The sequence below is a fragment of the Kribbella alba genome, from assembly GCF_039529635.1.
In the GTDB taxonomy this organism is placed as follows: Bacteria; Actinomycetota; Actinomycetes; order Propionibacteriales; family Kribbellaceae; genus Kribbella; species Kribbella alba.
Genome location: NZ_BAAANE010000009.1, coordinates 332593 through 356784, shown reverse-complemented (window position 1 = coordinate 356784; position 24192 = coordinate 332593). Strand labels below are relative to the sequence as shown.

At 69.0% G+C, this 24192-nt stretch carries 20 protein-coding genes; 14 read left to right on the top strand and 6 right to left on the bottom strand.

Features of this window, described 5'->3' with window-relative positions:
• The 3 genes from ABD210_RS26380 to ABD210_RS26370 form a co-directional block, all read right to left on the bottom strand.
• The gene (locus tag ABD210_RS26380) at window positions 1–1305 is read right to left on the bottom strand and encodes a hypothetical protein (RefSeq protein WP_344114828.1); all 1305 of its coding nucleotides are present in this window, start codon (window positions 1303–1305) and stop codon (window positions 1–3) included.
• 160 nt (window positions 1306–1465) lie between these two features.
• Entirely contained in the window at window positions 1466–1936 is a 471-nt protein-coding gene (locus tag ABD210_RS26375; protein WP_344114826.1) for a YbaK/EbsC family protein, read from the bottom strand.
• 11 nt (window positions 1937–1947) lie between these two features.
• Entirely contained in the window at window positions 1948–2982 is a 1035-nt protein-coding gene (locus tag ABD210_RS26370) for a DUF4037 domain-containing protein (protein ID WP_344114824.1), read from the bottom strand.
• A 534-nt stretch (window positions 2983–3516) separates the two neighbouring features.
• Here ABD210_RS26370 and ABD210_RS26365 point away from each other — a divergent pair.
• The 4 genes from ABD210_RS26365 to ABD210_RS26350 all read left to right on the top strand — a co-directional run bounded on the left by ABD210_RS26365 (window position 3517) and on the right by ABD210_RS26350 (window position 6128).
• The gene (locus tag ABD210_RS26365; protein WP_344114822.1) at window positions 3517–3876 is read left to right on the top strand and encodes a DUF6504 family protein; all 360 of its coding nucleotides are present in this window, start codon (window positions 3517–3519) and stop codon (window positions 3874–3876) included.
• Window positions 3873–4346 carry an SAV_6107 family HEPN domain-containing protein gene (locus tag ABD210_RS26360; protein WP_344114820.1) on the top strand — a complete coding sequence of 158 codons (474 nt, stop codon included), beginning with the start codon at window positions 3873–3875 and terminating at the stop codon, window positions 4344–4346. Before ABD210_RS26365 ends, ABD210_RS26360 begins: the two co-directional genes overlap by 4 nt.
• A 101-nt stretch (window positions 4347–4447) precedes the next feature.
• The gene (locus tag ABD210_RS26355; RefSeq protein WP_344114818.1) at window positions 4448–5194 is read left to right on the top strand and encodes a class I SAM-dependent methyltransferase; all 747 of its coding nucleotides are present in this window, start codon (window positions 4448–4450) and stop codon (window positions 5192–5194) included.
• Window positions 5195–5723: 529 nt separating this feature from the next.
• Window positions 5724–6128 (top strand): DUF3040 domain-containing protein, encoded by a 405-nt coding sequence (locus ABD210_RS26350; protein ID WP_344114816.1) that lies wholly within the window; start codon window positions 5724–5726, stop codon window positions 6126–6128.
• Window positions 6129–6724: 596 nt separating this feature from the next.
• On the opposite strand, the gene ABD210_RS26345 is transcribed toward ABD210_RS26350, so the two are convergent.
• The 3 genes from ABD210_RS26345 to ABD210_RS26335 are packed head-to-tail and all read right to left on the bottom strand — an operon-like array spanning window position 6725 to window position 11331.
• Window positions 6725–9091, bottom strand: coding sequence for a transglutaminase TgpA family protein (locus tag ABD210_RS26345; RefSeq protein ID WP_344114814.1), 2367 nt, complete (start codon window positions 9089–9091; stop codon window positions 6725–6727).
• Entirely contained in the window at window positions 9088–10374 is a 1287-nt protein-coding gene (locus ABD210_RS26340) for a DUF58 domain-containing protein (protein WP_344114812.1), read from the bottom strand. The genes ABD210_RS26345 and ABD210_RS26340 overlap by 4 nt, the downstream gene beginning before the upstream one ends.
• A gap of 3 nt (window positions 10375–10377) precedes the next feature.
• Complete coding sequence (locus ABD210_RS26335) at window positions 10378–11331, bottom strand: AAA family ATPase (protein ID WP_344115110.1); 954 nt, start codon at window positions 11329–11331, stop codon at window positions 10378–10380.
• A 301-nt stretch (window positions 11332–11632) separates the two neighbouring features.
• On the opposite strand from ABD210_RS26335, the gene mraZ reads away from it, so the two are divergent.
• The 10 genes from mraZ (at window position 11633) to murG (ending at window position 24192) form a co-directional block, all read left to right on the top strand.
• Entirely contained in the window at window positions 11633–12064 is a 432-nt protein-coding gene (gene mraZ, locus ABD210_RS26330) for a division/cell wall cluster transcriptional repressor MraZ (protein WP_344114810.1), read from the top strand.
• A 310-nt stretch (window positions 12065–12374) separates the two neighbouring features.
• Window positions 12375–13349: a 16S rRNA (cytosine(1402)-N(4))-methyltransferase RsmH gene (gene rsmH, locus ABD210_RS26325; protein WP_344114808.1), complete on the top strand. Its 975-nt coding sequence runs from the start codon at window positions 12375–12377 to the stop codon at window positions 13347–13349.
• Window positions 13349–14011 (top strand): cell division protein FtsL, encoded by a 663-nt coding sequence (gene ftsL, locus ABD210_RS26320; RefSeq protein ID WP_344114806.1) that lies wholly within the window; start codon window positions 13349–13351, stop codon window positions 14009–14011. Before rsmH ends, ftsL begins: the two co-directional genes overlap by 1 nt.
• A 271-nt stretch (window positions 14012–14282) precedes the next feature.
• Complete coding sequence (locus ABD210_RS26315) at window positions 14283–16316, top strand: peptidoglycan D,D-transpeptidase FtsI family protein (protein WP_344114805.1); 2034 nt, start codon at window positions 14283–14285, stop codon at window positions 16314–16316.
• Between the two features lie 50 nt (window positions 16317–16366).
• On the top strand, window positions 16367–17890 hold the full coding sequence (locus tag ABD210_RS26310) for a UDP-N-acetylmuramoyl-L-alanyl-D-glutamate--2,6-diaminopimelate ligase (RefSeq protein WP_344114803.1): 1524 nt from the start codon (window positions 16367–16369) through the stop codon (window positions 17888–17890).
• Window positions 17891–17958: 68 nt separating this feature from the next.
• Window positions 17959–19293, top strand: coding sequence for a UDP-N-acetylmuramoyl-tripeptide--D-alanyl-D-alanine ligase (locus tag ABD210_RS26305; protein WP_344114801.1), 1335 nt, complete (start codon window positions 17959–17961; stop codon window positions 19291–19293).
• Window positions 19290–20351 carry a phospho-N-acetylmuramoyl-pentapeptide-transferase gene (mraY, locus tag ABD210_RS26300; RefSeq protein WP_344114799.1) on the top strand — a complete coding sequence of 354 codons (1062 nt, stop codon included), beginning with the start codon at window positions 19290–19292 and terminating at the stop codon, window positions 20349–20351. Before ABD210_RS26305 ends, mraY begins: the two co-directional genes overlap by 4 nt.
• Complete coding sequence (murD, locus tag ABD210_RS26295; RefSeq protein ID WP_344114797.1) at window positions 20348–21796, top strand: UDP-N-acetylmuramoyl-L-alanine--D-glutamate ligase; 1449 nt, start codon at window positions 20348–20350, stop codon at window positions 21794–21796. The genes mraY and murD overlap by 4 nt, the downstream gene beginning before the upstream one ends.
• A gap of 15 nt (window positions 21797–21811) precedes the next feature.
• Window positions 21812–23098 (top strand): putative lipid II flippase FtsW, encoded by a 1287-nt coding sequence (gene ftsW, locus ABD210_RS26290; RefSeq protein WP_344114795.1) that lies wholly within the window; start codon window positions 21812–21814, stop codon window positions 23096–23098.
• A 5-nt stretch (window positions 23099–23103) separates the two neighbouring features.
• Window positions 23104–24192, top strand: a complete 1089-nt coding sequence (gene murG / locus ABD210_RS26285) for an undecaprenyldiphospho-muramoylpentapeptide beta-N-acetylglucosaminyltransferase (protein ID WP_344114793.1) — start codon at window positions 23104–23106, stop codon at window positions 24190–24192.

The window sequence follows — 24192 nt, the reverse complement described above, 5'->3', positions numbered from 1 at the left end:
CTATCGGGCACGGCGGCCGGCGGCGCTCGTAGGCCGGCCGGCGGGGACGGCGCCGCGGGGAACCCGGACGTCGCTGACCACTCGGACCACGCGGGCCGGCCGGCCGGCCTTCGGCGGGACCCGCAGCGGGGTGGTGATCCGCACGAACCCGGGCCTCGGGCGGGGCACGCGGCCGCCGCCGACGGTGCGGCTGCGGACGGGCTGGCGCCGAACGGTCCTCGCGCGGCCCACGCCGTACCGGCCACCTGCGGTCTGCGGGCGGCGTGGGTAGCGCCCACCGCTCGTACGGCCCCTGTACCCGCGGCGGCCCTGACCGTGATAGCGCCGGCGGCTGCGGGCGAGACCCCGGGCGTGCCTACGCATTACGGCCTGCCGTGCGGTGCCCGGCATCAGCGCCTGCGTCGTCGCGGCGCCCATCACCTGGCCGAGCTCGACCGGGCCGACAGGCTCGCCCGCTGCGATCCGCTTCGCGATCGTCCGGGCCGCGCCGTCGGCGATCCCCGGGACCATCCGCACCGCGGGGCGTGTGCTCCGGTTGCCGTGGAGCATCCGGGTGATCGTCGCCGCGCCGCGTAGCAGGTGAGGCAGGAGTCGCTCGAGCTCGCGCCGGTCGTCGGGGCTGATCGCCGCGTACGCCGCGGCGCCACCGAGGGCCTCGGCCTCGGCCTCGGACTCGGTGGCCGCGGCCTGGGCCGCCAGGTACTCCGCGAAGGTCTGTGAGGGCGCCAGCGGCGCCACTGCCATCTCCTCGAACTCGACCTCGAGTTCCATCTCGAACTCGCCCTCGAGCTGCGAGGTGACGGCGCGGGCGACCGCGCCCGCGGCGGGCCCACCGATCGCGGTCGCGACGAGCGGGCCGGCTGTCTTCGCGAGCGTCTTGAGGAACGGTGCCGCCTTGCGGAAGACGCCCCTCAGCCTCTTGAAGAACTCCTCGGCCTCGGCCTCCGCCTCGTCCTCGAATTCGTACTCGCCGTCACCACCCCCGCCGTCACCACCGCCACCCCCTCCGAGCAGGCCGCCGGCGATCTTGGCGATAGGTCCGAGCAGCCCGAGGAACGCCTCGTCCTCGGACTCCTCCTCGCCTTCGTCCTCCCACTCGCCCTCCTCCTCGCCGAGCAGTCCGCCGATCGCGTTGACGACGCCGCCCAGGCCGGGGAAGAACTCCTCGGACTCGTACTCGGACTCGGACTCCTCCTCCCACTCGTCCTCCCACTCGGACTCGGACTCGGTCTCGAATTCGGACTCGGTCTCGAATTCGGACTCGGTCTCGAACTCGTCCTCGAGGTCCGCGGTCTGACGCGCCATGGTGGCCCTCCTCGATCGGCCGGGACAGCTTCTGCCCTCCATGGCACCCCGGATCGCCCGTTCCCGGTCAGTCGCTTCTGGGGGTGACGCACGTCGGTGGTCGACAGCCTGGGCGACCCGGTCCGGGGTAGCCCATCCGCACTACCCCGATATTCGAGATTCAGTTGACCGCGATCGGGGTGCCGTTGGTGATGCGGAGGAGTTCCTTGTAGGTGGTCGGGAAGACCGAGTGCGGGATGCCGCCGGCGGCCCAGACCTCGGCGTACTCCTCCAGCATGGTGTCGACCAGCGTGCGGACCGGCGCGGGGTGCCCGACCGGCGCGACCCCGCCGATCGACTGGCCGGTGTGCTCCTTGACGAACTCCGGGGTGGCGCGCCGGAGCTTGCCGATGCCGTGCTCGGTGGCGACCTTCACGGTGTCGACGCGGTGCGCGCCGGACGTGAGGATCAGCACCGGCGAACCGTCACCGTCGAAGATCAGGCTGTTCGCGATCGCGCCGACCTCACAGCCGAGTTCGGCCGCCGCGGCCGCCGCGGTCGGGACCGCCTCGTCGAGGATCCGGATCTCGCCGGTGGCGCCGGCCGCGGCCAGGGCATCGGCTACCCGCTGGACATTGGGATGAGTACTCACGCGGTGGAACCCTACTTCTGGTAGATCGCGATCAGTTTCGTGTAGACCGCGGGATTGCTGAGCAGATCGGTGTTGTCCGCGAACTGGTCGATCGAGCCCACCAGTTCGAGCTCTCGAAGCCAGGGATCCTCGACGGTCGCACGACAAGCCGCCACGAACCGCCCTGCATCGAGGACCATCGCCGGCCGGTCGAAGTACTGCCTGGGCTCGGGGTCGACGTACTCCGTGATGCCCAGCGCGTTGTGCCTGCGCGCAACCTTCTCGTACGCCGTGGTCAGCGCGTGCTCGCGATCCTTTGGAGTGCCTGCGGCGAGCGCGTTCCGCAGTTCCACGTCGAGCCCATCGTCATGCCCGAGCCGCGCGAACGCAGTACCAAGCCATTTCGTGTACGGCGCGTAGGCACGTTCCATCAGCAGGGCGAGTCGCATCACGTCGCGAACCAGGCGTGCGGCGACGATGCGCGAGCCGAGGTGGTCGCCGACTTCCGCGGTGCGCTGAACGAATGCCTCCTCCTGGGCGATCCGCGACCACTGGCAGGTGAGCATCCAGCGCCAGACGTCGTCCGGATACCAGCTCAGCTCATCGCGGACTCGCTGCAGGCGCCCGTCGTCGGCGTACACGGGTCCCGCGACGACGCCGAGCAGTTGCTGTTGCGGGGTGATCAGCCAGTCCTCGGCGGTCATGCCTTGGTTGACGTCCCTGCCGACCTGATCATTGAGCCAGTCACCCACGGTCCTCACCGTGATGTGGTGGACCGGCTCCTGGGCGTCCCAGCCGAATCGGACTGGGTGACCTTGGTATTGCTCGGGCAAGTTGTCGTCGATCAGCTTGGTGATCCGCTCGACCTGATCGGCATCGACAAGGACATGCAGACGCGGTCCCCAGCCATGGTCCGTGGACCGCGCGGTGTCGTAGCCGAGGACGTCGGAGCCCCAACCCAGCAACCCGGCTGCGTAAGGAACTTCGCTGAGCAGCGGGCGGATGACATCGTCGTGGAACCCGGCGCTCAGTTGCCGCGCCGAGACGAAGCCATGATCTGCTGACATGGCCCGACCCTAGTTCGGGCGAGTTCTGGTTGCCTGCTGCCGGGGTCGCCGGAAATTGTCGGTGGCACCGGTGAGGATGAAGTCATGGACATGCCACCGGCGCCTGGAAGCGCTTCATCGACGACTTCGTCGGTGAAGCGCCGCTACGGCTGGAACAGCGGCAGCGGCAGCGGCAGCGCTGCGGCCACGGCGGTCGGCGGATCAGCCGGCTGGTTCGGGGCTGTTCGGTCAGTGTGTCCCGAGGAGCGGCCGGCGGAAACCCGCCCGGTCCGACGGCCCGTTGACGTTTGTCGGCGGGCAACGCTACGCTTCCATTGTTCGAACAGATGTTCGATTGCCTTCGGCCCGGCTTCGTCGGGAGGCCGGCCGACGGCGAGCGGAGCAGCTGGACGGCTCCGGTGCGGAGTTGCGGCCGCATCGGTAACCGGTGGTCCCGGTGGGCCGGGCGCCGTGGTGGACCTCGACCCCCACCCGGCACCCACCCACCGGGCCGCTGACCAGGGGAAGAAGTTCGCGCACCGGAGGCGATGGAGCATGTGGGAGTTCGATGAAGCCGTTGAGGTGCGTTCAGGCGTCGTGGACGGCATCGAGACTCCAGAGCAGTTCCTGTGGCGCGGCCGGCTGTGGCGGGTCTGCTCCGTCGAGGCTCAGTGGGTGGAGACCGCCGCCTGGTGGGAGCGCGGCGTGATCGGCTCCGGTGTCGGCGTGGCGACTGCGACGGCGGTGGCGGGATCCTCCGCGGCAGTTGGGTTGCTGGATGGGGATTGGGGGCCGCAGCGGGCGGTCTTCCGAGTGGAGGCCGGATGCGGCCGGCACGGTCGGCGGGAGATGTTCGATCTCGCTCACGACCCGGATTCCGGTCGCTGGCAACTGGAGAGGGTGACGGACCGATGACAGTTTCACCGGTTTCACCGGCAGCCGCTGGTTCGGCAAGCCGCGAGCTGTCCCGCGCACGTGCTGCGCTGGCCGAGGCGCGCGAGGCTGACGACCACCTGATCAGGTACTCGAGTGCCCACGTGGCTGCGCTTCGCGTGGCCGCCGCGGTTCTCGCGGTGCGGGCTCGTCCGGTGCGCTCCGGGCCGCGGCGACGGATCCAGCGCAATGCCTGGGTGCTGCTCGCCGAGGTTGCTCCGGAGTTCGGCGAGTGGGCGACCTTCTTCGCCGCGGGTGCCACCCAGCGAGCCGCCGCCGAGGCCGGCCTCGAGCGGGCCGTCAGCACCCGCGAGGCCGACGACCTCGTCCGCGCCGTCGAGACCTTCTACGACCTGGTGGAGTCCAGCCTCCGCCTGACGAACCAGCCAGTCCTGCCGGCATCCTCCGACCCCCAATCAGTCCTCGCCCAGCCCTGGATGCAAGCCAGCTGACCACCTGGCGCTCCTGCGGTCGCGGACGTGGCGTCGTCTTGTTCGGGGTGGGAAGTAGGGTGTTGCCCGCAGCGGACTTGTAGCCGAGGAGGGCATTCACGATGGTCGACCGACGTCGTCGCTCGGTACGTACGGCGCTGGTCGCCGAGGCCCTGCGATTAGCACTGGCCGGCCGAGCGCGCACGGACCCCGGGGCCGGACTCGACATCCTCGACCTCGGTGGCGGCACCGGGGGATTCGCCGTGCCGTTGGCGGTCGAGGGCCATCGCGTCACCGTGGTGGATCCCAGCCCTGATGCGCTCGCGTCGCTCGATCGACGCGCCAGTGACGAAGGCGTCAGCAAGCTCATCCACGGTGTGCAAGGCGATGCTGCTGAGCTTCCCGGTCTGGCGGGGGAGTCCAGTGCGGATGCTCTGCTCTGCCACGGAGTCCTCGAGGTGGTCGACGATCCCGCCCAGGCGCTCCAGGCGATGGCGTCGGTCCTGCGTGAGGGCGGCGTACTCAGTCTGTTGGTTGCCCAGCGCAACGCTGTGGTGCTGGCGCGAGCTCTCGCGGGACACCTTGCCGAGGCGCGAGTGGCGCTGCAGGATGCGGATGGCCGGTGGGGCCCGTCCGATCCGATGCCGCGCCGTTTCGACGAGGCCGGCATCACCGCGCTCCTCGCAGAGGCCGGCTTCATGGTCCACACCATCCACGGCGTCCGCACCTTCACCGACCTCGTCCCCTCGGCCTTCGTCGACTCCGAGCCAGGCGCCGCCGAAGCCTTGGCTGACCTCGAACGAGCCGCCAGCCAGCACCCCGCCTTCCGAGCCGTAGCCACCCAACTCCACATCCTCGCCACCCGCTGACCGCGTCGCATCCCGCGAGACCGGCCCTCCGAAACCGGGCCTGCGAAACCGGCCCTCCGAAACCGGGCCTGCGAAACCGGGCCTGCGAAACCGGCGCCGGACCCGACCTTGTTCGCGGCCTTGGTGCGCGTGGCGCGGGGTGTCCGTGGCAGCGGCGTGTCGGCGCTGGGGTGGTTACGGGCAGTGGTGCGGGGTGGCGGCCGGGGCGGTGGTGCGGGGTGGCGGCCGGAGCGGTGGTGCGGGGTGGCGGCTGGGGCGGTGGTGCGGGGTGGCGGTCAGGGCGGTGGTGACGAAATGCGGGATCGGGCGTGGCGTGCGGTGATCGGGTGGGGATTACGCGGTGGTGACGGTGTGGCGGGGGTGGAATCAGGGTGAGTCGGGGGTGTCGAGCGGGGTTTCAGGGGCGATTACAGCGCGGAGTTGCCGTACCGTGACGCGCGGGACAGGCAGTCAGGGTTTCGTGCGCGGCAACGGCGGCCTAGACTGAAGACGGCCTATCGAGATCGCGCTCACCATGGAGGGATCGACGGTGCCCCTCTCGGAAGAAGAGCAGCGCCAGTTCGAACAGCTCGAACGCGCCCTCGCTGCGGAAGACCCGAAGTTTGTTTCCGCCATGCGAGGGACCAATGTGCGCTTGTATTACAAGCGCCGGGCAATTCTTGCCGGCGTCGGATTCGTGCTGGGCATCGTCATACTGATGGCCGGCGCGATCATCCCCAACACCATCATCGGAGTCATCGGCTTCGTCGTGATGGTCGCCTGCCTCTACATAGCCGCGCTGAGCATGAAGCGGATCAGCAACGCAGGCGACGCCGACGACATCCCGCCGCCTCCGCCGCAGTCCAAACGCCACCGGACCAGACACGAGTCATCGGGCAGCTTCATGGAGCGGATGGAAGATCGCTGGCGCAGGCGCCGCGACGAGGACCTCTGACGGGTCCCCACCGCTGATCTGACCACGCACCGAACCACACCCACGCCCTAGGCGCCGGGTGTGGTTCTGGTTTTGCCCGACGCCCTTTGCCCGACGCCCTTTGTTTGCCCGGCGATCTTTCCAGGCGCCCTTTGTCAGGCGCCTTGGCTTCACCGAGCTGTCCGTCCTGGCTGCTCACATCGTTCTGGCCGCCTCAGGAGCAGAGTGCCCATAGGGATCACGCCGCTCAGGCGAGCGAGGACTACAGCCGGAGTTTGTGATGTTGCGGGGACGGGCTGTCAACGGTCCCGAAGCGGCGACCTTGAACACCAAACAGGGACCGCGGACACGAAATAACGTGTTCAAGGTCCCGACTACCTGTCCCAGGTCCCCACTCTTGGTCAGGGCCACACCCCACCCAGCCCTCCGCGGCCCCTGCCGAAAGGCATCATCACGAACTACGGCTGTCGCACTAGTTCGCCTGAGAGGTGGTGAGACCGTTGTGGTTCAGCTGCTTCACAGGCAGCGGGATGGCAAACTCCCCGCCACTTCGGAGGTGACGGGGAGCTGCTGGGTATCGGCTGCGGCGAGGCGGGGCTTGCTGGTACCGACCTGGGCTAGTTGGCGTGGCGGCCCGAGCGGTGGGGGAGTACGAACGAGCGCAGGCGGGCCAAGGCCAGGTCGAACTCGTCCAGGAGGTCCGAGGCTTCGGTGCTGCCTCGGTTGAGGTACCAGCGCCAGGAGGGCGGAAGCAGCCGGGCCCGCCAGCGACGCGTGAGTTTCGTCTGGTTCCACAAGGCTTTGCGGACCGTCGCGGCCTCGGCTCGAAGGTCCACCTGCAGATCGGAGAGTCCGGCGTACCGGACTGCTTCCACGCCTCGGGCCAGCCTCAGCGCCTGCGACTGGGCGTCTTCGGGCACCTTCGACAGCAGCCACTCGCCGAGCTGGCGCGGGGTCGCGGTGTCGGACCAGTCGAGGCCGAGGTCGCGTGCCGTGTCTCGGATCTCGGCCCACAGGCCTTCGACCCCTGCTCGTCCTGGTGCGCGGGCGAACCGCTTGCGTCGGATCAGAGCTCGGATCAGCCACGGGATGCAGAGCAGCAGGATCACGCCGGCCGTCACGCCGATCGCCTTGCCGCCCCCGTTGGTGAACCAGTTGCCGGTGTCGATCACGGCACCGCTGTCGCCGCCCGGCAGGTCGCGCGGGTTCTGCGGCTTGCTGATGTCCGGCGACTCGGCCGCGCCCGGGGTGGTCGGCGCAGTGGTCGGGGCGGTGGTCGGCGCTTCGGTGACCGTGCCGGCCGAGTCGGTCCAGGTCGGCGTGCTCGCGACGCGGGCTGACGGGGTCGGTTCGAAGCGGACCCAGCCGACACCCTGGAAGTACAGCTCGGGCCAGGCGTGCATGTCGTGCATCCGGACGATGTGCTCGCCGTTCTTGCCGGCCTGACCGGGCAGGAAGCCGATCGCGACGCGGGACGGGATGTTCAGGGTGCGTGCCATCAGGGCCATCCCGGTGGCGAACTGCTCGCAGTAGCCGGTCTTGTTGTCGAACAGGAAGGCACTTAATGCCCTCATGCCGCTCTGCGGACTGGCATCAGTGCTGTAGGTGAATCCGCCGTCGTTGCGGAACCACTTCTGCAGCATCGCGGCCTGCTCGAAGTGGTTGCCCTTGGCATCTTTAGTGAGGGCGTTGGCGAGCGCGGTGATCCGCTTGTCGATCGACCGCGGGATCTGGCTCGTGTACTGGTCCGGCTCACCGCCGGGAACGCTGTCGAACAACTGCTGCGGCGTCGGCTGCAGGTCGTACGCCGTCAGGCTGTACTTCTGGCCGCCGACGACCTGGCCGTTGGAGGAGACGACGTCCAGCGCGCTCACGTCGTACCGCCAGCGGTTCTTCAGGGAGATCGAGTGCAGCGGATACGGCACCGGCGCGAACTGGGACCGGAAGCTGCGGCTCACGTCGATCTGCATCTTGGTGGTCTGGACCTTGCCCAGATCGCCGGTGAACCCCGGCGGCGGGGTCAGGTCGCCGGTGATCTTGCGGCCGTCCTGCCGGGGCGAGATCCGCCAGGTGTTGCCGTCGAAGAGATCGAGCGCGGTCAGTCGCAGGTAGACGCCCTTGTCGGGGCCGCCCGTGTAGGTCAGCGCGGTCACGTTGTCGCCGCGCTTGAGGTTCTTGCCCATGTCGAGCATCGGATCGGTCGCCGAGATCGACGCGCCGGCGCCGTCGCCGACTCCGGACCCTGCCAGCCCGTTGCCGAGCACGCCTTCTGGCAGGGCGGGGAGGAGGGCCGGCAGCAGCGCGGCCAGCGCGACGACGCTGAGTCCGATCCGGCGGCCGGCCTGTCCCAGCGCAGATGCCTCGACCGGTTCAGCGGCGTCCAGGTGCGAGACCCCCGAGATCCGGCGGCCCCAACGGCTGAGCCTGGTCCGTCCCTCGGCCGACAGCAGCACGATGTAGCCGATGGCCGGAGGGATGAACAGCAGCGCCGGCAACCCACCGTGCACGGTCGCCGCCGGCACTGTGTACATGATCAGCAACAGCAGCCCGGCCCACGCGGCCTGGGAAATCTGTACTGCGATCACGTGGATGAGCAGCCCGGTGGCCGCGATCACCGACACCGCGAACAACGTCAGATGCGAGTCGGGGGGCAGCGGTGCGCTGAAGCGGTTGATCGAGTCCATCGCGTTCACCATCTGCTGGTTGAACTCGAGGGCGGTCTCGCGCCACGGCACCAGCCCGAACTTCAGGGTGTCGCGCAGGAAGAAGAACGAGATCAGCTCGACCAGCACGGCCAGCTGCACGAACGGGATGAGGAACCGCGGGGTGCGCAGGTTCTGCAGCAGGATCCCGACACCGGTGATGGCGCCACACAGGAAGGCGCTGATGAACAGGAACGGACCGGAGAAGACCGGCGTGAGCACGAGCGACCCCAGTACGGTCGCTCCCCAGGCGGCGAGGGAGATCCTGACGTGGCCGGTCATGCGATCCTTCCGCTCCGCAGCCCGAGAGTGGACCACGCGGTGGGGAGATGGTCACCGCGCCGCACTCTGGCGACCCGCCAGCCGTTGCGACGCAGCTCGTTCTCGGTGGCGTCCGTGGCCGCGGTCAGCCGCGCGGACTTCTCGGTGCCCTCGGCGCCGACCGCCCAGCTGGCCGCGTCGAGGAGCAAGGCCACCCCGGTCGCCTGGCTGGTCCGCCAGCGGTTGAGCGCGGTGATGTCCTCGGAGTTGCAGGCTCCGACGATCGCGACCACGAGACTCGGCTCCTGGATGTGCCGGTCGACGGTCAGCAGCGGACCGATCTCGGCGTACTTGTGCTCCTCCACCGTCGCGCACTCGGTCAGCAGCTGCTGGTTGGTGAGTGGCTGATGGATCGCGGTGGAACTGCGGTGACTGATCGCGGACAGCGTGGTCGGTCCGCCCAGCAGGGTGGTGACATACCCGCGGCGGATCCGGTCGATGCCGACCGAGGCGGCCGCGCTGACGGCCCACTCGAGGCTGGACGACGGCCCGTGCCCGTGGTGCGAAATGGTGCGGGCGTCCAGGAAGATCGCGCAGCGGCTCTGCCAGGGCTGCTCCTCCCGGCGGACCATCAGCGATCCACGCCGCGCGGTCGATCGCCAGTGCACCCGGCGGAGGTCGTCGCCGTCGCGATACTCCCGCACGGTGGCGTCCTCCTCACCAGCGGAGGCGATGGCCCGCGGACGGTTCTCCCCGGACCCCGCCCGGTCGGCGCCGAGGCGGACCTCGGGCAGCCTGAAGACCCGCGGAGTCACGAGCAGATGCTGGCTCCGGGCAAAGGTCCGGCTGGTTTCCACCAGTCCGAACGGATCCGCCACAGTCAGCATCAACGGCCCGACCTGGAACAGCCCTCGTACGTCGGACTTCACCGGATAGGTGACCGTACGCCGCCAGTTGGGGCTGACGCGGTCCACCACGAACCGTGGCCGGTGCCCCAACACGTAAGGAATGCGGTCTTCCAACAGCAGCAGCCCGGCCGGCATCCGGCCCTGGTTGCTGAGGGCCAGTTCAACAGTTGCGGGTGCGCCGACCGGCACCTGGTCCGGAGCCAGGCTGCGCCGGACCTGCAGCCTCAACCTGGTCCTGCCGACCACCAGTGCCGCCACGATCGGCAGTGCGACCAGCAGGATGCCGACGCGCAGCAGGTCCTTCTGGCCGAGCAGCAACGCGCACAAGGAAGCAGTGATCCCGGCTGCGACGAAGGCCCGCCCTCTGGTGGTCAGCCCGCGCAGTGCCTGCCGCATGTCTCAGTCCCGACGGTTACGGGGGAGCGGCACCGAGGCCACGAGCCCGGAGATGATGTCAGCTGCCCCGCGCCCACCGAGGTGAGCTTCGGCTGCAGGCAGCACTCTGTGAGCTAGCACCGGCACGGCGAGCTCCTGGATGTCGTCCGGCAGGACGAACTCGCGAGCGTCCAGCGCGGCAGCGGCCCGGGCGGCCCGGATGAGGTGCAGCGTCGCTCGTGGGCTCGCACCCAGCCGCAGCTCCTGCGACCGACGGGTGGCGCCGACCAGCGCAACGGCATACTCCTTCACTGATTCCGACACGTGCACCGAGTGCACTGTCTTCACCAGCCGCAGGATCTGCTGTCCGTCGGTCACTGGCTGGAGCGCCTCGAGCGGCTCGGCTGCGGCGTGCCCGTCGAGCATCCGCAGTTCCGCGGCCGGCTCCGGGTAGCCCATCGACAGCCGGGCCATGAAGCGGTCGCGCTGTGCCTCGGGGAGGGGATAGGTGCCCTCCATCTCGATCGGGTTCTGCGTCGCGATCACCATGAACGGCGCCTCGAGCTGGTAGGTGGTGGTGTCGACGGTGACCTGGCGCTCCTCCATCGACTCCAGCAGTGCGGCCTGGGTCTTCGGCGACGCGCGGTTGATCTCGTCACCGACCACGATGTTCGCGAACACCGCGCCCGGCTTGAACTCGAAGTCGCGGACCTCCTGGTTGAAGACCGACACGCCGGTGATGTCGGACGGCAACAGGTCCGGCGTGAACTGGATCCGTCGGACTGTGCAGTCGATCGACCGGGCCAGCGCCTTCGCAAGCATGGTCTTGCCCACGCCCGGCACGTCCTCGATCAGCAGATGTCCTTCGGCCAGCAGCACTGTGACGGCTACTTCAACCACATCGGGTTTGCCTTCGATCACTGTCTCGATGGCTCGGCGGACCCGTCCCGCCACCTCCGTCAGCTCGTCGAAATCCATGGCCGAGCTGGTCGCGGTGGTGCTCACCCTAGGTCCTCCCCATTGGTTGATGGCCGAATCATTCTGACCCGCTGCCGGGGTCGGGCCTAGACCCCCGGGCTTTTCGTTACCAGTCGTTTCGGAGTTCATCGAAATGGCCCTCACCCGCCGTTGCCGATCCGTGACCTCCAGCTTACGGGGGAGCGAAACGGGGCGAATTTGGTTGACGGTGGGGCAAAGTGGAGTAAGGTGGAGCGCAGTGGTACTGAAATGGTGGAGACAGCTCACCTGAGACGGCGAGTCCGCAACGGGGAGGTGGAGCGTGTTCCTCGGAACTCACTTCCCCAAGCTCGACGACAAGGGGCGGCTGTTCCTGCCGGCGAAGTTCCGGGAGGAGCTCGCTGAGGGCCTGGTGATCACGCGCGGACAGGAGCGTTCGCTGTTCGTGTGGCCCGAAGCCGAGTTCGTCCAACTGACCGAGCAGCTGAAGCAGGCACCGATCACCAACAAGGGTGCGCGGGACTACCTGCGGATGTTGTTCGCCGGCGCCTCGAACGAGGTACCGGACAAGCAGGGCCGGGTCACCATCCCGCCGATGCTGCGCGATTACGCGGGACTGGATCGCGACTGTGTCGTCATCGGGGCGATGAACAGGGTGGAGATCTGGAACACGGAGAGCTGGAACCGGTACTCCGAGGAGCAGGAGCAGGCGTTCGCCGACCTGTCCGAGGAGGTCCTGCCCGGCATCTTCTGATCCCGCGACAGCTACAACCGCACGAACCGCAGTCGCACGAGCCGGAGCAGTCCGTCCGGTGAGATCACGGGTCCGACTTCCGACCTCGGTGTTGGCGCCACTTCCCCGGCGCCAAGACGAAGAGGTACTTCCCCGGAAGGCGTACCCGCGATCTGACCGGACGAACTCCGCACACTCCACTCACCGCCCCACCGCAGGACCGAACGGCAAGGCAGTCACAACCTGCGGGGGCAGGGTCGCTCCCGCGGCTATCGGAGGGTCGAGATGAGCGGTGCTGAGCGCGGTGCGCAGGGATCGGTGGGCTGAGCCCATGCCGAACCCCGACCCGTCCTCGCGCCACGTCCCGGTGATGCTCGACCGCGTCGTCGCCCTGCTGGGCCCCGCGCTCGAACGCCCCGGTGCCGTCCTCGTCGACGCCACCCTCGGCCTCGGCGGTCACTCCGAGGCCTTCCTGCAGACCTTCCCCCAGGCGCGGTTGATCGGCCTCGACCGGGACCCCGAAGCCCTGCGCCTGGCCGGCGAGCGTCTCGCGCCGTACTCCGAGCGCATCACCCTCGTGCACGCCGTGTACGACGAACTGCCGCGAGTGCTCGACGAGCTCGACATCCCCGCGATCGACGGGATCCTCTTCGACCTGGGCGTGTCCTCGATGCAGCTGGACGAGGCCGACCGCGGCTTCGCCTACGCGCAGGACGCGCCGCTGGACATGCGGATGGACAACACCGCGCCGACCACGGCCGCGGACATCCTGAACTCCTACAGTTCGGCCGAGCTGGCCCGGATCCTGTTCCAGTACGGCGAGGAGAAGTTCGCCCGGCGGATCGCGGACCGGATCGTGCGCGAACGCGAGATCGAGCCCTTCACCAACAGCGCCCGGCTGTCCGAGCTCGTCCGCGACTCGATCCCGCAGGCGGCCCGCCGGACCGGGGGCCACCCGGCCAAGCGGACCTTCCAGGCGCTGCGGATCGAGGTCAACGGCGAGCTGGACGTACTGCGGCGCGCCCTGCCCGCGGCGGTCGAAGCACTCGCGCTGCACGGCCGGATCGTGGTGATGAGCTACCACTCGCTGGAGGACCGGATCTCCAAGCAGACGCTCGCGGCCGGCACCAAGTCCGACGTACCCGACGACCTGCCGGTGATCCCGGCCGGTCACGAGCCCTACCTGAAGTTGCTGACCCGTGGCGCCGAGAAGCCCACAGCTGAAGAGGTCGCGGCGAATCCGCGGGCTGCTTCCGCGCGCGTCCGGGCGGCCGAGCGGGTGCGGGAGAAGGGACTGGTGGCCTGATGAGCACAGTCTTCAGTCCGTCCAAGGCGCGGGTCACTCCCGCGCCGACACAGCGGCCCGAGCCGAAGCTCCGGGTCGTCTACGGCGCGCCGTTCCGGCCGCCGCGGATGCCGTTCGTCATCTTCGTGGTGTCGCTGCTCGCGGCCGGCCTGGTCGGCCTGCTGCTGCTCAATACCGAGCTGCAGCGCGGCACGTTCCAGGTGACGGCACTGAACCAGCAGGCAGGCCAGCTGCGGGACCAGCAGGAACAGTTGGAGCGTCAGGTCCGCACGTTGGAGTCGCCGCAGAACCTGGCCGACCGTGCGCTGCGGATGGGAATGGTGCCGAACCCCAACCCGGTGTTCCTGCGGCTGTCCGACGGCCAGGTCCTGGGCGTGCCGGCCGAGGGCAAGGCCGGAACCGGTACGGCGATGTTCGGCCCGGGCACTCCGACAGGGGCCAAGCCGGCCACCCCGAAGCCGCCAGTAGCGCCTCCCGCCGGCACTCCGGGGACGCCGAAGCCGCCGGCAAACACGACCAAGCCGCCGGCAAACACGACCAAGCCGCCCGCGAACACGACCAAGCCGCCGGCCAACACCACGAAGCCGCCGGCCAACTCGACCAAGCCGCCGGCGAACACCAAGCCGCCGACGACGGGAAACATCACACCGACCGGGGGATGATCGGATGACGGAGCGACGGGGAAGTGAACCGCCACGCAGACGTGGCGGTGAACCGGAGCGGGATAGCCCGCCCCGCAAGTCTCCGTCCCGTCGTCCGGCCGCTACCGACAGCGGCCGCTCCAGCTCCCAGCGTCCCGCCGACCGCGGCGCCCGCCCACGAAAGGCCGCGCCCCAGACTTCCGAAACGCGTAAGGCCGCGCCGCGGACTCCCGACACGCGTAAGGCCGCGCCGCGCAAACCCGACCTACGCAAGGCGGCGCCCCGCAAGGCGGTGCCTGCCGACCCGCGGCCGCGGAAGACAGCAGTCGGCGATCCCCGGCGTGCGGCGAAGAAGGCTGCTGCCAGTCCCCGCAAGGCCGCAGGTGCTGGCAGCGCCCGCCCGGCGCTCCGGCGTACGGGTCCTGATGGCAGGCCGTTGAAGGCGGTTGCCAAGAAGGGGGTTGCCAAGAAGGCGGTTGCCAAGAAGGCCGCGGCGCCCCGCAAGCGGCCGCCGCAGAACAGGCGACCACCAGTGCCCCGGAAGCCCAAGCCGAAGCGGCCGCCGAGGACGCTGAAGCTCGGTCGTCCCGCGCTGCGGCTGCGGGTGACGTTCGGCGTGATGGCGTTCGTGCTGTCGTTGTTCGCGGGCCGGCTGATTCTGCTGCAAGGTGTCGACCCGAACTCGTACGCGCTGGCCGCGACCAAGGAGAACACCAAGCCTTTCGTTCTGCACGCCTCGCGCGGCGACATCGTCGACCGCAACGGCGTTCCGCTGTCGGTGTCCGATGACGCGGTGGCGATCACCGCGGACCCGTCGCAGACCAGCAAGGTCGCCGGCGACCTGGCTGCCATCCTGTCGCCGAAGCTGTCCGGTACGACGTACGACAAGTTGGTCGCGACGTTGAGCCGCAAGGGCCGGTTCGTCTACGTGGCCCGGCAGGTCAGCCCGCAGACGTGGAATCAGATCGACGCCGCGATCAAGGCCCAGAACAATGACCGGGCGAAGGCCAAGCAGCCGCTGCTGGTCGGGCTCTACACCGAAGCGGACCCGGTCCGCAACCACCCGAACGGCACCATCGCCGCGAACGTCGTCGGCGTCGTCAGCGCCGAGGGCAAGGGCCAGTCCGGGCTGGAGCAGGGGCTGAACGACAAGCTGTCCGGACAGGACGGCAAGGCGATGTACGAGGTCGATGCCAAGGGCAACAAGATCCCGAACGCCGACCACACCGTCGAGGAGCCGAAGCCCGGCGTCGGCGCGCAGCTCACCCTGGACGCCGACCTGCAGTGGTTCGCCGAGAAGCGGATCGAGCAGGCGGTCAAGCAGTACAAGGCGGAGTCGGGCGCGGTGGTCACGATGGACGTCAAGTCCGGCGAGATCGTCGCGATGGCCAACTACCCGACCTTCGACCCGAACCAGCCGGTCAAGGCGGACGCGCTGAAGAACCCCGCGCTCGAGCAGGTCTACGAGCCGGGCAGTGTGCAGAAGGTGGTCACGATGGCGGCGCTGGCCGACGCCGGGCTGATCTCGCTCGACACCAAGCTCAAGGTGCCGGGCGGCATCTCGGTCCAGCGCCGGACCATCAGGGACCACTTCGACCACGGCGTGCTGAACCTGACCATCGCAGGCGTGATCGCCAAGTCGTCGAACGTCGGCACCGTCATAGCTTCCCAGCAGATGCCGATCCAGGACTTCGTCCACTACCTGAAGAACTTCGGCTTCGGCGAGAAGACCGGGCTGAACTTCCCCGGCGAGAGTCGCGGCCTGATGCCACCAGGTGACGAGTGGAGCGAGCTGACCCGGTCGAACGTCGCATTCGGCCAGGGGCTGTCCGCGAACGCCGTCCAGATGACCGCCGCGGTCAACGCGGTCGCGAACGGCGGCGTGTACGTGCCGCCCAAGCTGGTGAAGAACTACGTCGACGCGAACGGGAACTCGATCCCCAACCCGTCGGGCGCGTCCCGCCGGGTCGTGAGTGAGTCCGCCGCCAAGCAGGTCTCGACGATGATGGAGGCCGTCACCGCCAAGGGCGGCACCGCCACCCAGGCCGCGATCCCGGGCTACCTGGTGGCAGGAAAGACCGGTACGGCGCAGGAGGTGGACTCGTCCTGCGGCTGCTACCGCAAGTGGGCGACCTCTTTCGCCGGATTCGCCCCAGCGGACAACCCGCGCTTCGTTACCTACGTCGTACTCCAGAACCCGACGAACGGGCGTGGCGGTGGTTTCCAGGGAGGTCCGGTGTTCCACGATGTGATGAGTTACGCGCTGCAGAAGTACGCCGTACCGCCTACCGGTGCGAAGCAGCCCGTCGTCCCGCTCACCTGGTGACGCAGGGTCAGGTAGGTGTCACAGGGCCCGGAGCGGTAGCCTCTGGGCCCGTGTCCACCCCTACCGCCGCAGGCGGAGCCGTAGCCGCGATCAGGCCGCGGCACACTGTGCCGATCAGCCTCGCCGATCTGGCCGCGACCGCCGGTGCGCGGGTCCCGGCGGCCGGCGTCGAGGTGACCGGTGTGTCACTCGACTCGCGCTCGATCCTCCCCGGCGACCTGTACGCCGCGCTGCCCGGCGCCGTCACTCACGGTGCCGCCTTCGCCGAGAAAGCACGGGCCGCGGGAGCGGTCGCAGTACTGACTGATCCCGCCGGTGAGGAGCGAGCCCGAGCCGGCGGCCTGCCGGTCCTCGTGGTCCCGAAGCCGCGCGACGTGCTCGGAGCGGTGGCGTCCAAGATCTACGGCGAGCCCACCAGCGAGCTGCGGCTGCTCGGGGTGACCGGCACCAACGGCAAGACCACGACGAGCTATCTGCTCGATTCCGTACTACGCACGCTCGGTGAGGCGGCGCTGATCGGCACGATCGAGACGCGGATCGGGGACGAGGTCGTCAAGAGCGTCCGGACCACGCCGGAGGCCACCGATTTGCAGGCGCTGTTCGCGGTGATGCGGGAGCAGGCGGTCGCCTGGTGCGCGATGGAAGTGTCGAGCCACGCACTGGCGATGGGCCGGGTGGACGGCGCCCGGTTCGCGGTCGCCGGGTTCACCAACCTGACCCAGGACCACCTGGACTTCCACAAGACTTTCGAGGACTACTTCGCGGCGAAGGCCTCGCTGTTCACCCCGGAGCGGTGCGAGCTGGCGGTGGTGAACATCGACGACGAGTACGGCCGCCGCCTCGCCGCCCAGACGGTGGTCCCGCTCGTCACGGTGTCGACCACGGGTGACGCGGACTGGAAGGTGAGCTCGGCACACCAGTCCGAGCACGGCACCACGGTCCTCGACATCGAGGGGCCGGAGGAGTCTCTGACGGTCGAGATCTCGCTGCCCGGCGACTTCAACGTTGCCAATGCCCTGCTGGCGGTCGCGATGCTGCGGCAGGTCGACGTACCGGCTGCCGTGATCGCGGCCGGGCTGCGGACGGCCAGCGTGCCGGGGCGGATGGAGACCTTCACCCGGGTGGACGGACTGACCGTGATCGTCGACTACGCGCACACGCCGGACGCTGTCGAGCTGGCCCTGCGCGCGGCCCGTGGCGCGACCAAGGGCAGACTGTTCGCGGTGGTCGGCTGCGGAGGAGATCGGGACCCGGGCAAACGACCCGCGATGGGAGCGGCCGCGGCCCGGGCGGCGGACGTGGTGATCGTGACCGACGACAACCCGCGCAGCGAGGATCCGGCGGCGATCCGTGCCGCCGCGATCGAGGGCGCGCGGGCCGCGGTACCAGAGGTGGACCTGCGCGAGGTCGGCGACCGACGTGCGGCGATGGCCACGGCGATCGAGCTGGCCGGTCCCGGGGACACCGTCGTGGTGCTGGGAAAGGGCCATGAGACAGGCCAGGAGATCGACGGCGTGATCCACCCGTTCGACGACCGCGAGACCGTGCGTGAGCTGTTGGAGGCAACCCGGTGATACCCCTCAGTTGCGGCCAGATCGCTGAAGCGGTCGGCGGTGAGCTCGTCGGCGTCGACCCTGCCGCCATGATTCGGGCCACAGGGGACGCGGCAGTCGTGATCGACTCGCGCAAGGTCACGCCGGGGGGCCTCTTCGTCGCGCTGCCGGGCGAGAACGTGGACGGCCACGACTTCGTGCCGGCGGTCACCGAGGCCGGCGCGACCGCCTCGCTCACCACGCGGCCCATCGAGGGCAGCCCGTGCATCGTGGTGGCCGACGCCCAGGCGGCACTCGGCGAGCTGGCGCGGCTGGTGATCTCGCAACTGCCCGAGCTGGTCGTGATCGGGTTGACCGGCTCGCAGGGCAAGACCAGCACGAAGGACCTGATCGCCCAACTGCTCAAGCCGTACGGCGAGACGGTGGCGCCGGTGGGTTCGTTCAACAACGAGCTCGGCCATCCCCTCACCGCGCTCCAGGCGGACCTGAACACCCGCTTCCTGGTCGCCGAAATGGGCGCCCGGCACGTCGGCGACATCACCTACCTGTCCCGGATCACGCCGCCCAAGGTCGGCCTGGTCCTCAATGTGGGCTACTCGCACATCGGCGAGTTCGGCAGTCAGGACGCGATCGCCGTCGCCAAGGGCGAGCTGATCGAAGCGGTCCTACCCGGCGGGACCGCGGTGCTCAACGCCGATGATCCCCGCGTCGCCGCGATGGCGAGCCGGACCCAGCAGACGGTGAAGACCTTCGGTGAGGCCCCCGACTCCGATGTCCGGGCCAGCGGCATCAAGCTCGATGCCGGCGGCCGCCCCGGCTTCACGCTGCACATCGACGGCACCGAGCACCAGGTCCAGTTGCAGTTGGTCGGCGAGCACCAGGTGTCGAACGCCCTGGCCGCCGCGGCCGCAGTACTGGCTGTCGGGTTGACGCCGGAGCAGGTGGCCGAAGGGCTGAACGCCGCGACCACCGTCTCCAAGTGGCGGATGGAGGTCACCGAGCGCGCGGACGGCGTGACGGTGATCAACGACGCGTACAACGCCAACCCTGACTCGGTGAAGGCGGCGCTCAAGGCGCTGGTCGCGATCGGCCGGACCAGGCGAGCACGGACCTGGGCGGTGCTCGGCGAGATGCGCGAGCTCGGTGACACCGCGATGCAGGAGCACGACGCGGTCGGGCGCCTCGCAGTACGGCTGGATGTGAACCGGCTGGTCGCGGTCACGCCGGCAGCCCGGCCGATCCATCTCGGCGCCTCCCTGGAAGGATCGTGGGGCAACGAGTCGGCGTATGCCGAGACCATCGACGAAGCGCTCGACCTGCTTCGCAAGGAACTGCAGCCGGGTGATGTGGTGCTGGTGAAGGCCTCTCGCGCGGCCGGTCTGGAGAGACTGGCCGCGGCCCTGCTCGAGGAGGCTTCGCAGTGATCTCGATCCTGCTCGCGGGTGCCGTTTCGATGGTGCTCACGCTGTTGGGGACCCGGCTGGCGATCAACCTGCTGTCCCGGCGCGGCTACGGCCAGCTGATCCGCGACGACGGCCCGACCTCGCACCACACCAAGCGCGGCACCCCGACCATGGGTGGTGCGGTCTTCATCATCGCCACCATCGTCGGTTACTTCGCGGCGAAGCTGTTCACGATGACGACGCCGACCGCCTCGGCGGTGCTGGTGCTGTTCCTGTTCGCGGGGATGGGCGCGGTCGGTTTCCTGGACGACTTCATCAAGATCTTCCGGCAGCGCAGCCTCGGTCTGCGAAGCAAGGCGAAACTGGCCGGCCAGACGCTGGTCGCGGTCGCGTTCGCGGTGCTCGCGCTGCAGTTCCCCGACGAACGTGGTCAGCGCCCGGCCTCGCCGTTCATCTCGTTCATCCGCGACATCAGCTGGCTGCACCTGGTGCCCGTGCTGGTGGTCATCTGGGTGCTGCTGCTGATCGCCGGCATGTCGAACGGGGTGAACCTGGCCGATGGCCTGGACGGGCTGGCGACCGGCGCCTCGATGATGGTGTTCGGCGCCTACACGCTGATCTGCATCTGGCAGTTCAACCAGAGCTGTGCGACCTCGCCAGGCGCGAAATGCTACGAAGTACGAGATCCGCGTGATCTCGCGGTGGTGGCAGCGGCACTCACGGGGGCGTTGTTCGGCTTTCTGTGGTGGAACGCATCGCCGGCGAAGATCTTCATGGGTGACACCGGTTCGCTGTCGCTCGGCGGGGCGCTGGCCGGAATGGGCATCATGACCCGGACCGAGCTGCTGGTGCTGCTGCTCGGCGGCCTGTTCGTGATCATCACCGCCTCCGTCATCCTGCAGGTCGGCTACTTCAAGCTCACCAAGGGCAAGCGGCTGTTCCGGATGGCGCCGCTGCACCATCACTTCGAGATGCTCGGCTGGGAACAGGTGAACGTGGTGATCCGGTTCTGGATCATCTCCGGTCTCTGTGTCGCCACCGGCCTCGGTCTGTTCTACGCGGAATGGGTGGCCACATGAGCCTCGCGACACGCACCGACGACGGCTGGTCGACGACCCGCTTCGTCGTCCTCGGCTTCGGTACCGCGGGTTACGCCTGCGCGGATTCGCTGCTGCAGGCCGGGGCCGAGTTCGTCACCGTGCTCGACGACCGGGACACCGAGGCGCTCCGGGAGAAGGCGCAGATCCTCGAGACGCTGGGTGCCACCATCAAGCTCGGCCCGGGCAGCACCGCCGAGCTGCCTGCTGAGGTCGATGTCGTCGTCACGTCACCGGGGATTCCGCCGCACGCGCCGCTGCTTGCTGCCGCGGCTGAACGCGACCTCCCGATCTGGAGCGAGATCGAGCTCGCCTGGCGGCTGCGCGACCCAGCCAACGCAGCTCCCTGGCTGTGCGTCACGGGTACCAACGGCAAGACGACGACCGTCCAGATGCTGACTTCGATCCTGCAGGCGGCCGGTCACCGAGCCGTTGCCGCGGGCAACGTGGGGCTGCCGCTGCTGGAAGCCGTGATGGATCCCGAGCCGTACGACGTGATCGCGGTCGAGCTGTCCAGCTACCAGCTGCACTTCACCCACTCGATGTCGGCGCATTCGGCGGCAGTGCTGAACGTCGCGCCGGACCACGTCGACTGGCACGGCTCGATGGAGGCGTACACCGCCGACAAGGGCAGGATCTACGAGAACTGCCAGATCGCCTGCGTCTACAACGTGGCCGACCCGGCGACGGAACAGTTGGTGATGGACGCGGACGTGATCGAGGGCTGCCGGGCGATCGGCTTCACCCTCGGTACGCCCGAGATCTCGATGGTCGGGCTCGTCGACGAACTGCTGGTCGACCGCGCCTTCGTGGAGCAGCGCGCGTCCTCGGCGCTCGAGCTCGCCACGCTCGACGACATCACCCCGGCGGCTCCGCACAACGTGGCGAACGCCCTCGCGGCGGCCGCCCTGGCCCGGGCGTACGGCGTACCGGCGATGGCTGTCCGCGACGGGCTGCGGAGGTTCCGGCCGGACGCGCACCGGATCGCGCACGTCGCTGAAGTTGCCGGGGTCAACTATGTGGACGATTCCAAGGCGACCAACCCGCATGCGGCGCAGGCCTCGCTGCTCGCCTACGACCATGTCGTGTGGATCGCGGGCGGTCAGGCGAAGGGCGCGACCTTCGACGACCTGGTGATCGCGGTGGCGCCCCGGCTGCGAGGTGTGGTGCTGCTCGGGCAGGACAAGCTGCTGATCGCGGAAGCACTTGCCCGACACGCACCGGATGTGCCGACGATCACTGTGGAGACCGCAGACACTGGACCTGTGACCAATATGGAGACCGTGGTGGGGGAGGCTGCGAAGCTCGCACAGGTGGGGGACACCGTGCTGCTCGCACCTGGCTGCGCTTCTTGGGACATGTTCGCCAACTATGGAGCCCGCGGAGACGCCTTCGCCGAAGCCGTCCGTCGGCTGGGCGACAGCTGACCCGGAGGTGATCGCATGACGACGATCACTGACAGGCCGGACGACCGGGCCGCGCGCGAGTCGGAAGGCACCGGATGGCTGGCTTCGGTGAAGAACGTGCTCGACCGCCCGCTCACGTCGTACCACATCCTGCTCGGCGCCACCGGCCTGCTGCTGGTGCTCGGCCTGCTGATGGTCCTGTCGGCGTCCAGCGTGTTGTCGTACAAGGTCAACCACGGCAACCAGTACGCGATCTTCTACCGCCAGCTGATCTGGGTCAGCGTCGGCCTGCCGATGGCGTACGTCGCCTCGCGGATGACGCCGCGGCACTTCCGGATGCTCGCGTACGTCGCGTTGCTGGGGTCGGTGTTCCTGCTCGTCCTCACCTATGTGCCGGGCCTGGGCAAGAACGTGAACGGCAACACCAACTGGCTGTCGTTCGGCGGTCCGCTGCAGATCCAGCCGAGTGAGTTCGCGAAGCTCGCGCTGGTGATGTGGTGCGCCGACCTCTACGCCCGCAAGCAGAAACTGCTGACCCAGTGGAAGCACCTGCTGGTCCCGATGGTGCCGGTGTGTGGTCTGGTGATCGCGCTCATCATCGGCCAGCACGACCTCGGCACCTCGCTGGTGTTGATGGCCGTCATGATCGGGATGATCTGGATCGTCGGCGCCCCGACCCGGTTGTTCGTCGTGCTGCTCGCGTCGGTCGGCACGATCGGCGGGTTCTTCGTCAGCCAGGAGAGCTACCGGATGCAGCGGGTCGCCCAGTTCATGGACCCCTTCGCGGATCCGAGCGGCGTCGGCTGGCAGGCGTACCACGCGTTCTACGCGCTCTCCACCGGAGGCTGGTGGGGGGTCGGGATCGGCAACAGCCGGCAGAAGTGGGGCAACCTGCCCGAGGCGCACACCGACTTCATCTTCGCGGTGATCGGCGAGGAGCTCGGGCTGATCGGGTCACTCACCGTGCTCGCCCTGTTCCTCACCCTGGCGTACGCCGGTGTCCGGATTGCGACCAGGACGACCGAGCCGTTCGTCCGCTACGCCGCGGCCGGGATCACGGTCTGGATCATGGCCCAGACGCTGGTCAACCTGGGTGCCGTGATCGGACTGCTACCCATCGTGGGTATCCCGCTCCCGCTTTTGTCGTACGGTGGGTCCGCACTGCTGCCGACGCTGATCGCGATCGGCATGCTGTTGTCCTTCGCGAAGGCCGAGCCCGGCGCGCAGGCCGCCCTGAAGGAGACCCGGCGGCCTCTGCTCGGGTGGATGTCTTCGTGGCGTACACCTGGCCGAACCGGCCGCGAGAACACGCGGGAGCGTTGAAAGCTGTGCCCAGCATCGTCCTGGCCGGCGGCGGTACCGCCGGCCACACCTCACCCCTGATCGCCACCGCCGACGCCCTGCGGCGGATCGACCCGACCATCGAGATCATCGCCCTCGGCACCGAGCGCGGTCTCGAGACGCGGGTCGTCCCCGAGGCCGGGTACAAGCTGGAGCTGATCCCGCCGGTCCCACTGCCGAGGAAGCCGACGCCCGCGTTGTTCGCAGTACCGGGCAAGATGCTCAGCTCGGTGAACGCGGCCCGCAAGGTGCTCGACGAGGCGAAGGCCGACGTGCTGGTCGGTTTCGGCGGCTACGTCTCGGCCCCCGCGTACGTCGCCGCGTGGCGCCGCAAGACGCCGATCGTCGTGCACGAGGGCAACGCCGTGCCAGGGATCGCGAACAAGTTCGCGGCTCGCTACTGCACGCAGAACGTCGCCACCTCGTTCCCCGGCACCGACCTCCCGCACGCCTCGTACGTCGGGTTGCCGATCCGCCGGGCCATCTCCACGTTGGACCGGGCGGCTCGCCGGGCCGAGGCGCGGGAGTTCTTCGGCCTGGACCCGGCCGCGCCGACCTTGCTGGTGACTGGTGGTTCGCAGGGCGCCCAGCGGCTGAACGAGGCCTTCGCGGGCGCGGCCGGCGACCTGCAGGCCGCCGGCATCCAGGTGCTGCACGCGATCGGGCCCAAGAACACACTTGAAGTTTTGCCGACTGGGAACCTTCCTTATGTGGTGCTTACCTACGTCGACCGGATGGACCTCGCCTATGCCGCCGCGGACCTGGTGGTCTGCCGCTCGGGTGCGAACACGGTCACCGAGGTCTCCGGCGTCGGACTGCCGGCCATCTACGTTCCGCTGCCGCACGGTAACGGTGAGCAGGTACTGAACGCGAAGTCGGTCGTGGAGGCGGGCGGCGGGCTCCTCGTCGACAACGCGACGGTCACCGCGGACTGGGTGCGGGCGATCGTTCCGCAACTCCTGCACGACTCCGAGCGTCTAGCTCGTATGTCCACCGCAGCACAGGGCCTGATCCGAACCGATGCCGACGACCGGTTGGCGCGGATCATCCTCGATGTGGTGAGGTCTGCCTCGTGA

What these genes read in the sequence shown, in the direction of transcription:
- ABD210_RS26380 (WP_344114828.1), bottom strand. Translation starts at nt 1,305, where the DNA reads ATGGCGCGTCAGACCGCGGACCTCGAGGACGAGTTCGAGACCGAGTCC.
- ABD210_RS26370 (WP_344114824.1), bottom strand. Translation starts at nt 2,982, where the DNA reads ATGTCAGCAGATCATGGCTTCGTCTCGGCGCGGCAACTGAGCGCCGGG.
- ABD210_RS26365 (WP_344114822.1), top strand. Translation starts at nt 3,517, where the DNA reads ATGTGGGAGTTCGATGAAGCCGTTGAGGTGCGTTCAGGCGTCGTGGAC.
- ABD210_RS26360 (WP_344114820.1), top strand. Translation starts at nt 3,873, where the DNA reads ATGACAGTTTCACCGGTTTCACCGGCAGCCGCTGGTTCGGCAAGCCGC.
- ABD210_RS26355 (WP_344114818.1), top strand. Translation starts at nt 4,448, where the DNA reads ATGGTCGACCGACGTCGTCGCTCGGTACGTACGGCGCTGGTCGCCGAG.
- ABD210_RS26345 (WP_344114814.1), bottom strand. Translation starts at nt 9,091, where the DNA reads ATGACCGGCCACGTCAGGATCTCCCTCGCCGCCTGGGGAGCGACCGTA.
- ABD210_RS26340 (WP_344114812.1), bottom strand. Translation starts at nt 10,374, where the DNA reads ATGCGGCAGGCACTGCGCGGGCTGACCACCAGAGGGCGGGCCTTCGTC.
- ABD210_RS26335 (WP_344115110.1), bottom strand. Translation starts at nt 11,331, where the DNA reads ATGGATTTCGACGAGCTGACGGAGGTGGCGGGACGGGTCCGCCGAGCC.
- rsmH (WP_344114808.1), top strand. Translation starts at nt 12,375, where the DNA reads ATGCCGAACCCCGACCCGTCCTCGCGCCACGTCCCGGTGATGCTCGAC.
- ftsL (WP_344114806.1), top strand. Translation starts at nt 13,349, where the DNA reads ATGAGCACAGTCTTCAGTCCGTCCAAGGCGCGGGTCACTCCCGCGCCG.
- ABD210_RS26305 (WP_344114801.1), top strand. Translation starts at nt 17,959, where the DNA reads ATGATTCGGGCCACAGGGGACGCGGCAGTCGTGATCGACTCGCGCAAG.
- murD (WP_344114797.1), top strand. Translation starts at nt 20,348, where the DNA reads ATGAGCCTCGCGACACGCACCGACGACGGCTGGTCGACGACCCGCTTC.
- ftsW (WP_344114795.1), top strand. Translation starts at nt 21,812, where the DNA reads ATGACGACGATCACTGACAGGCCGGACGACCGGGCCGCGCGCGAGTCG.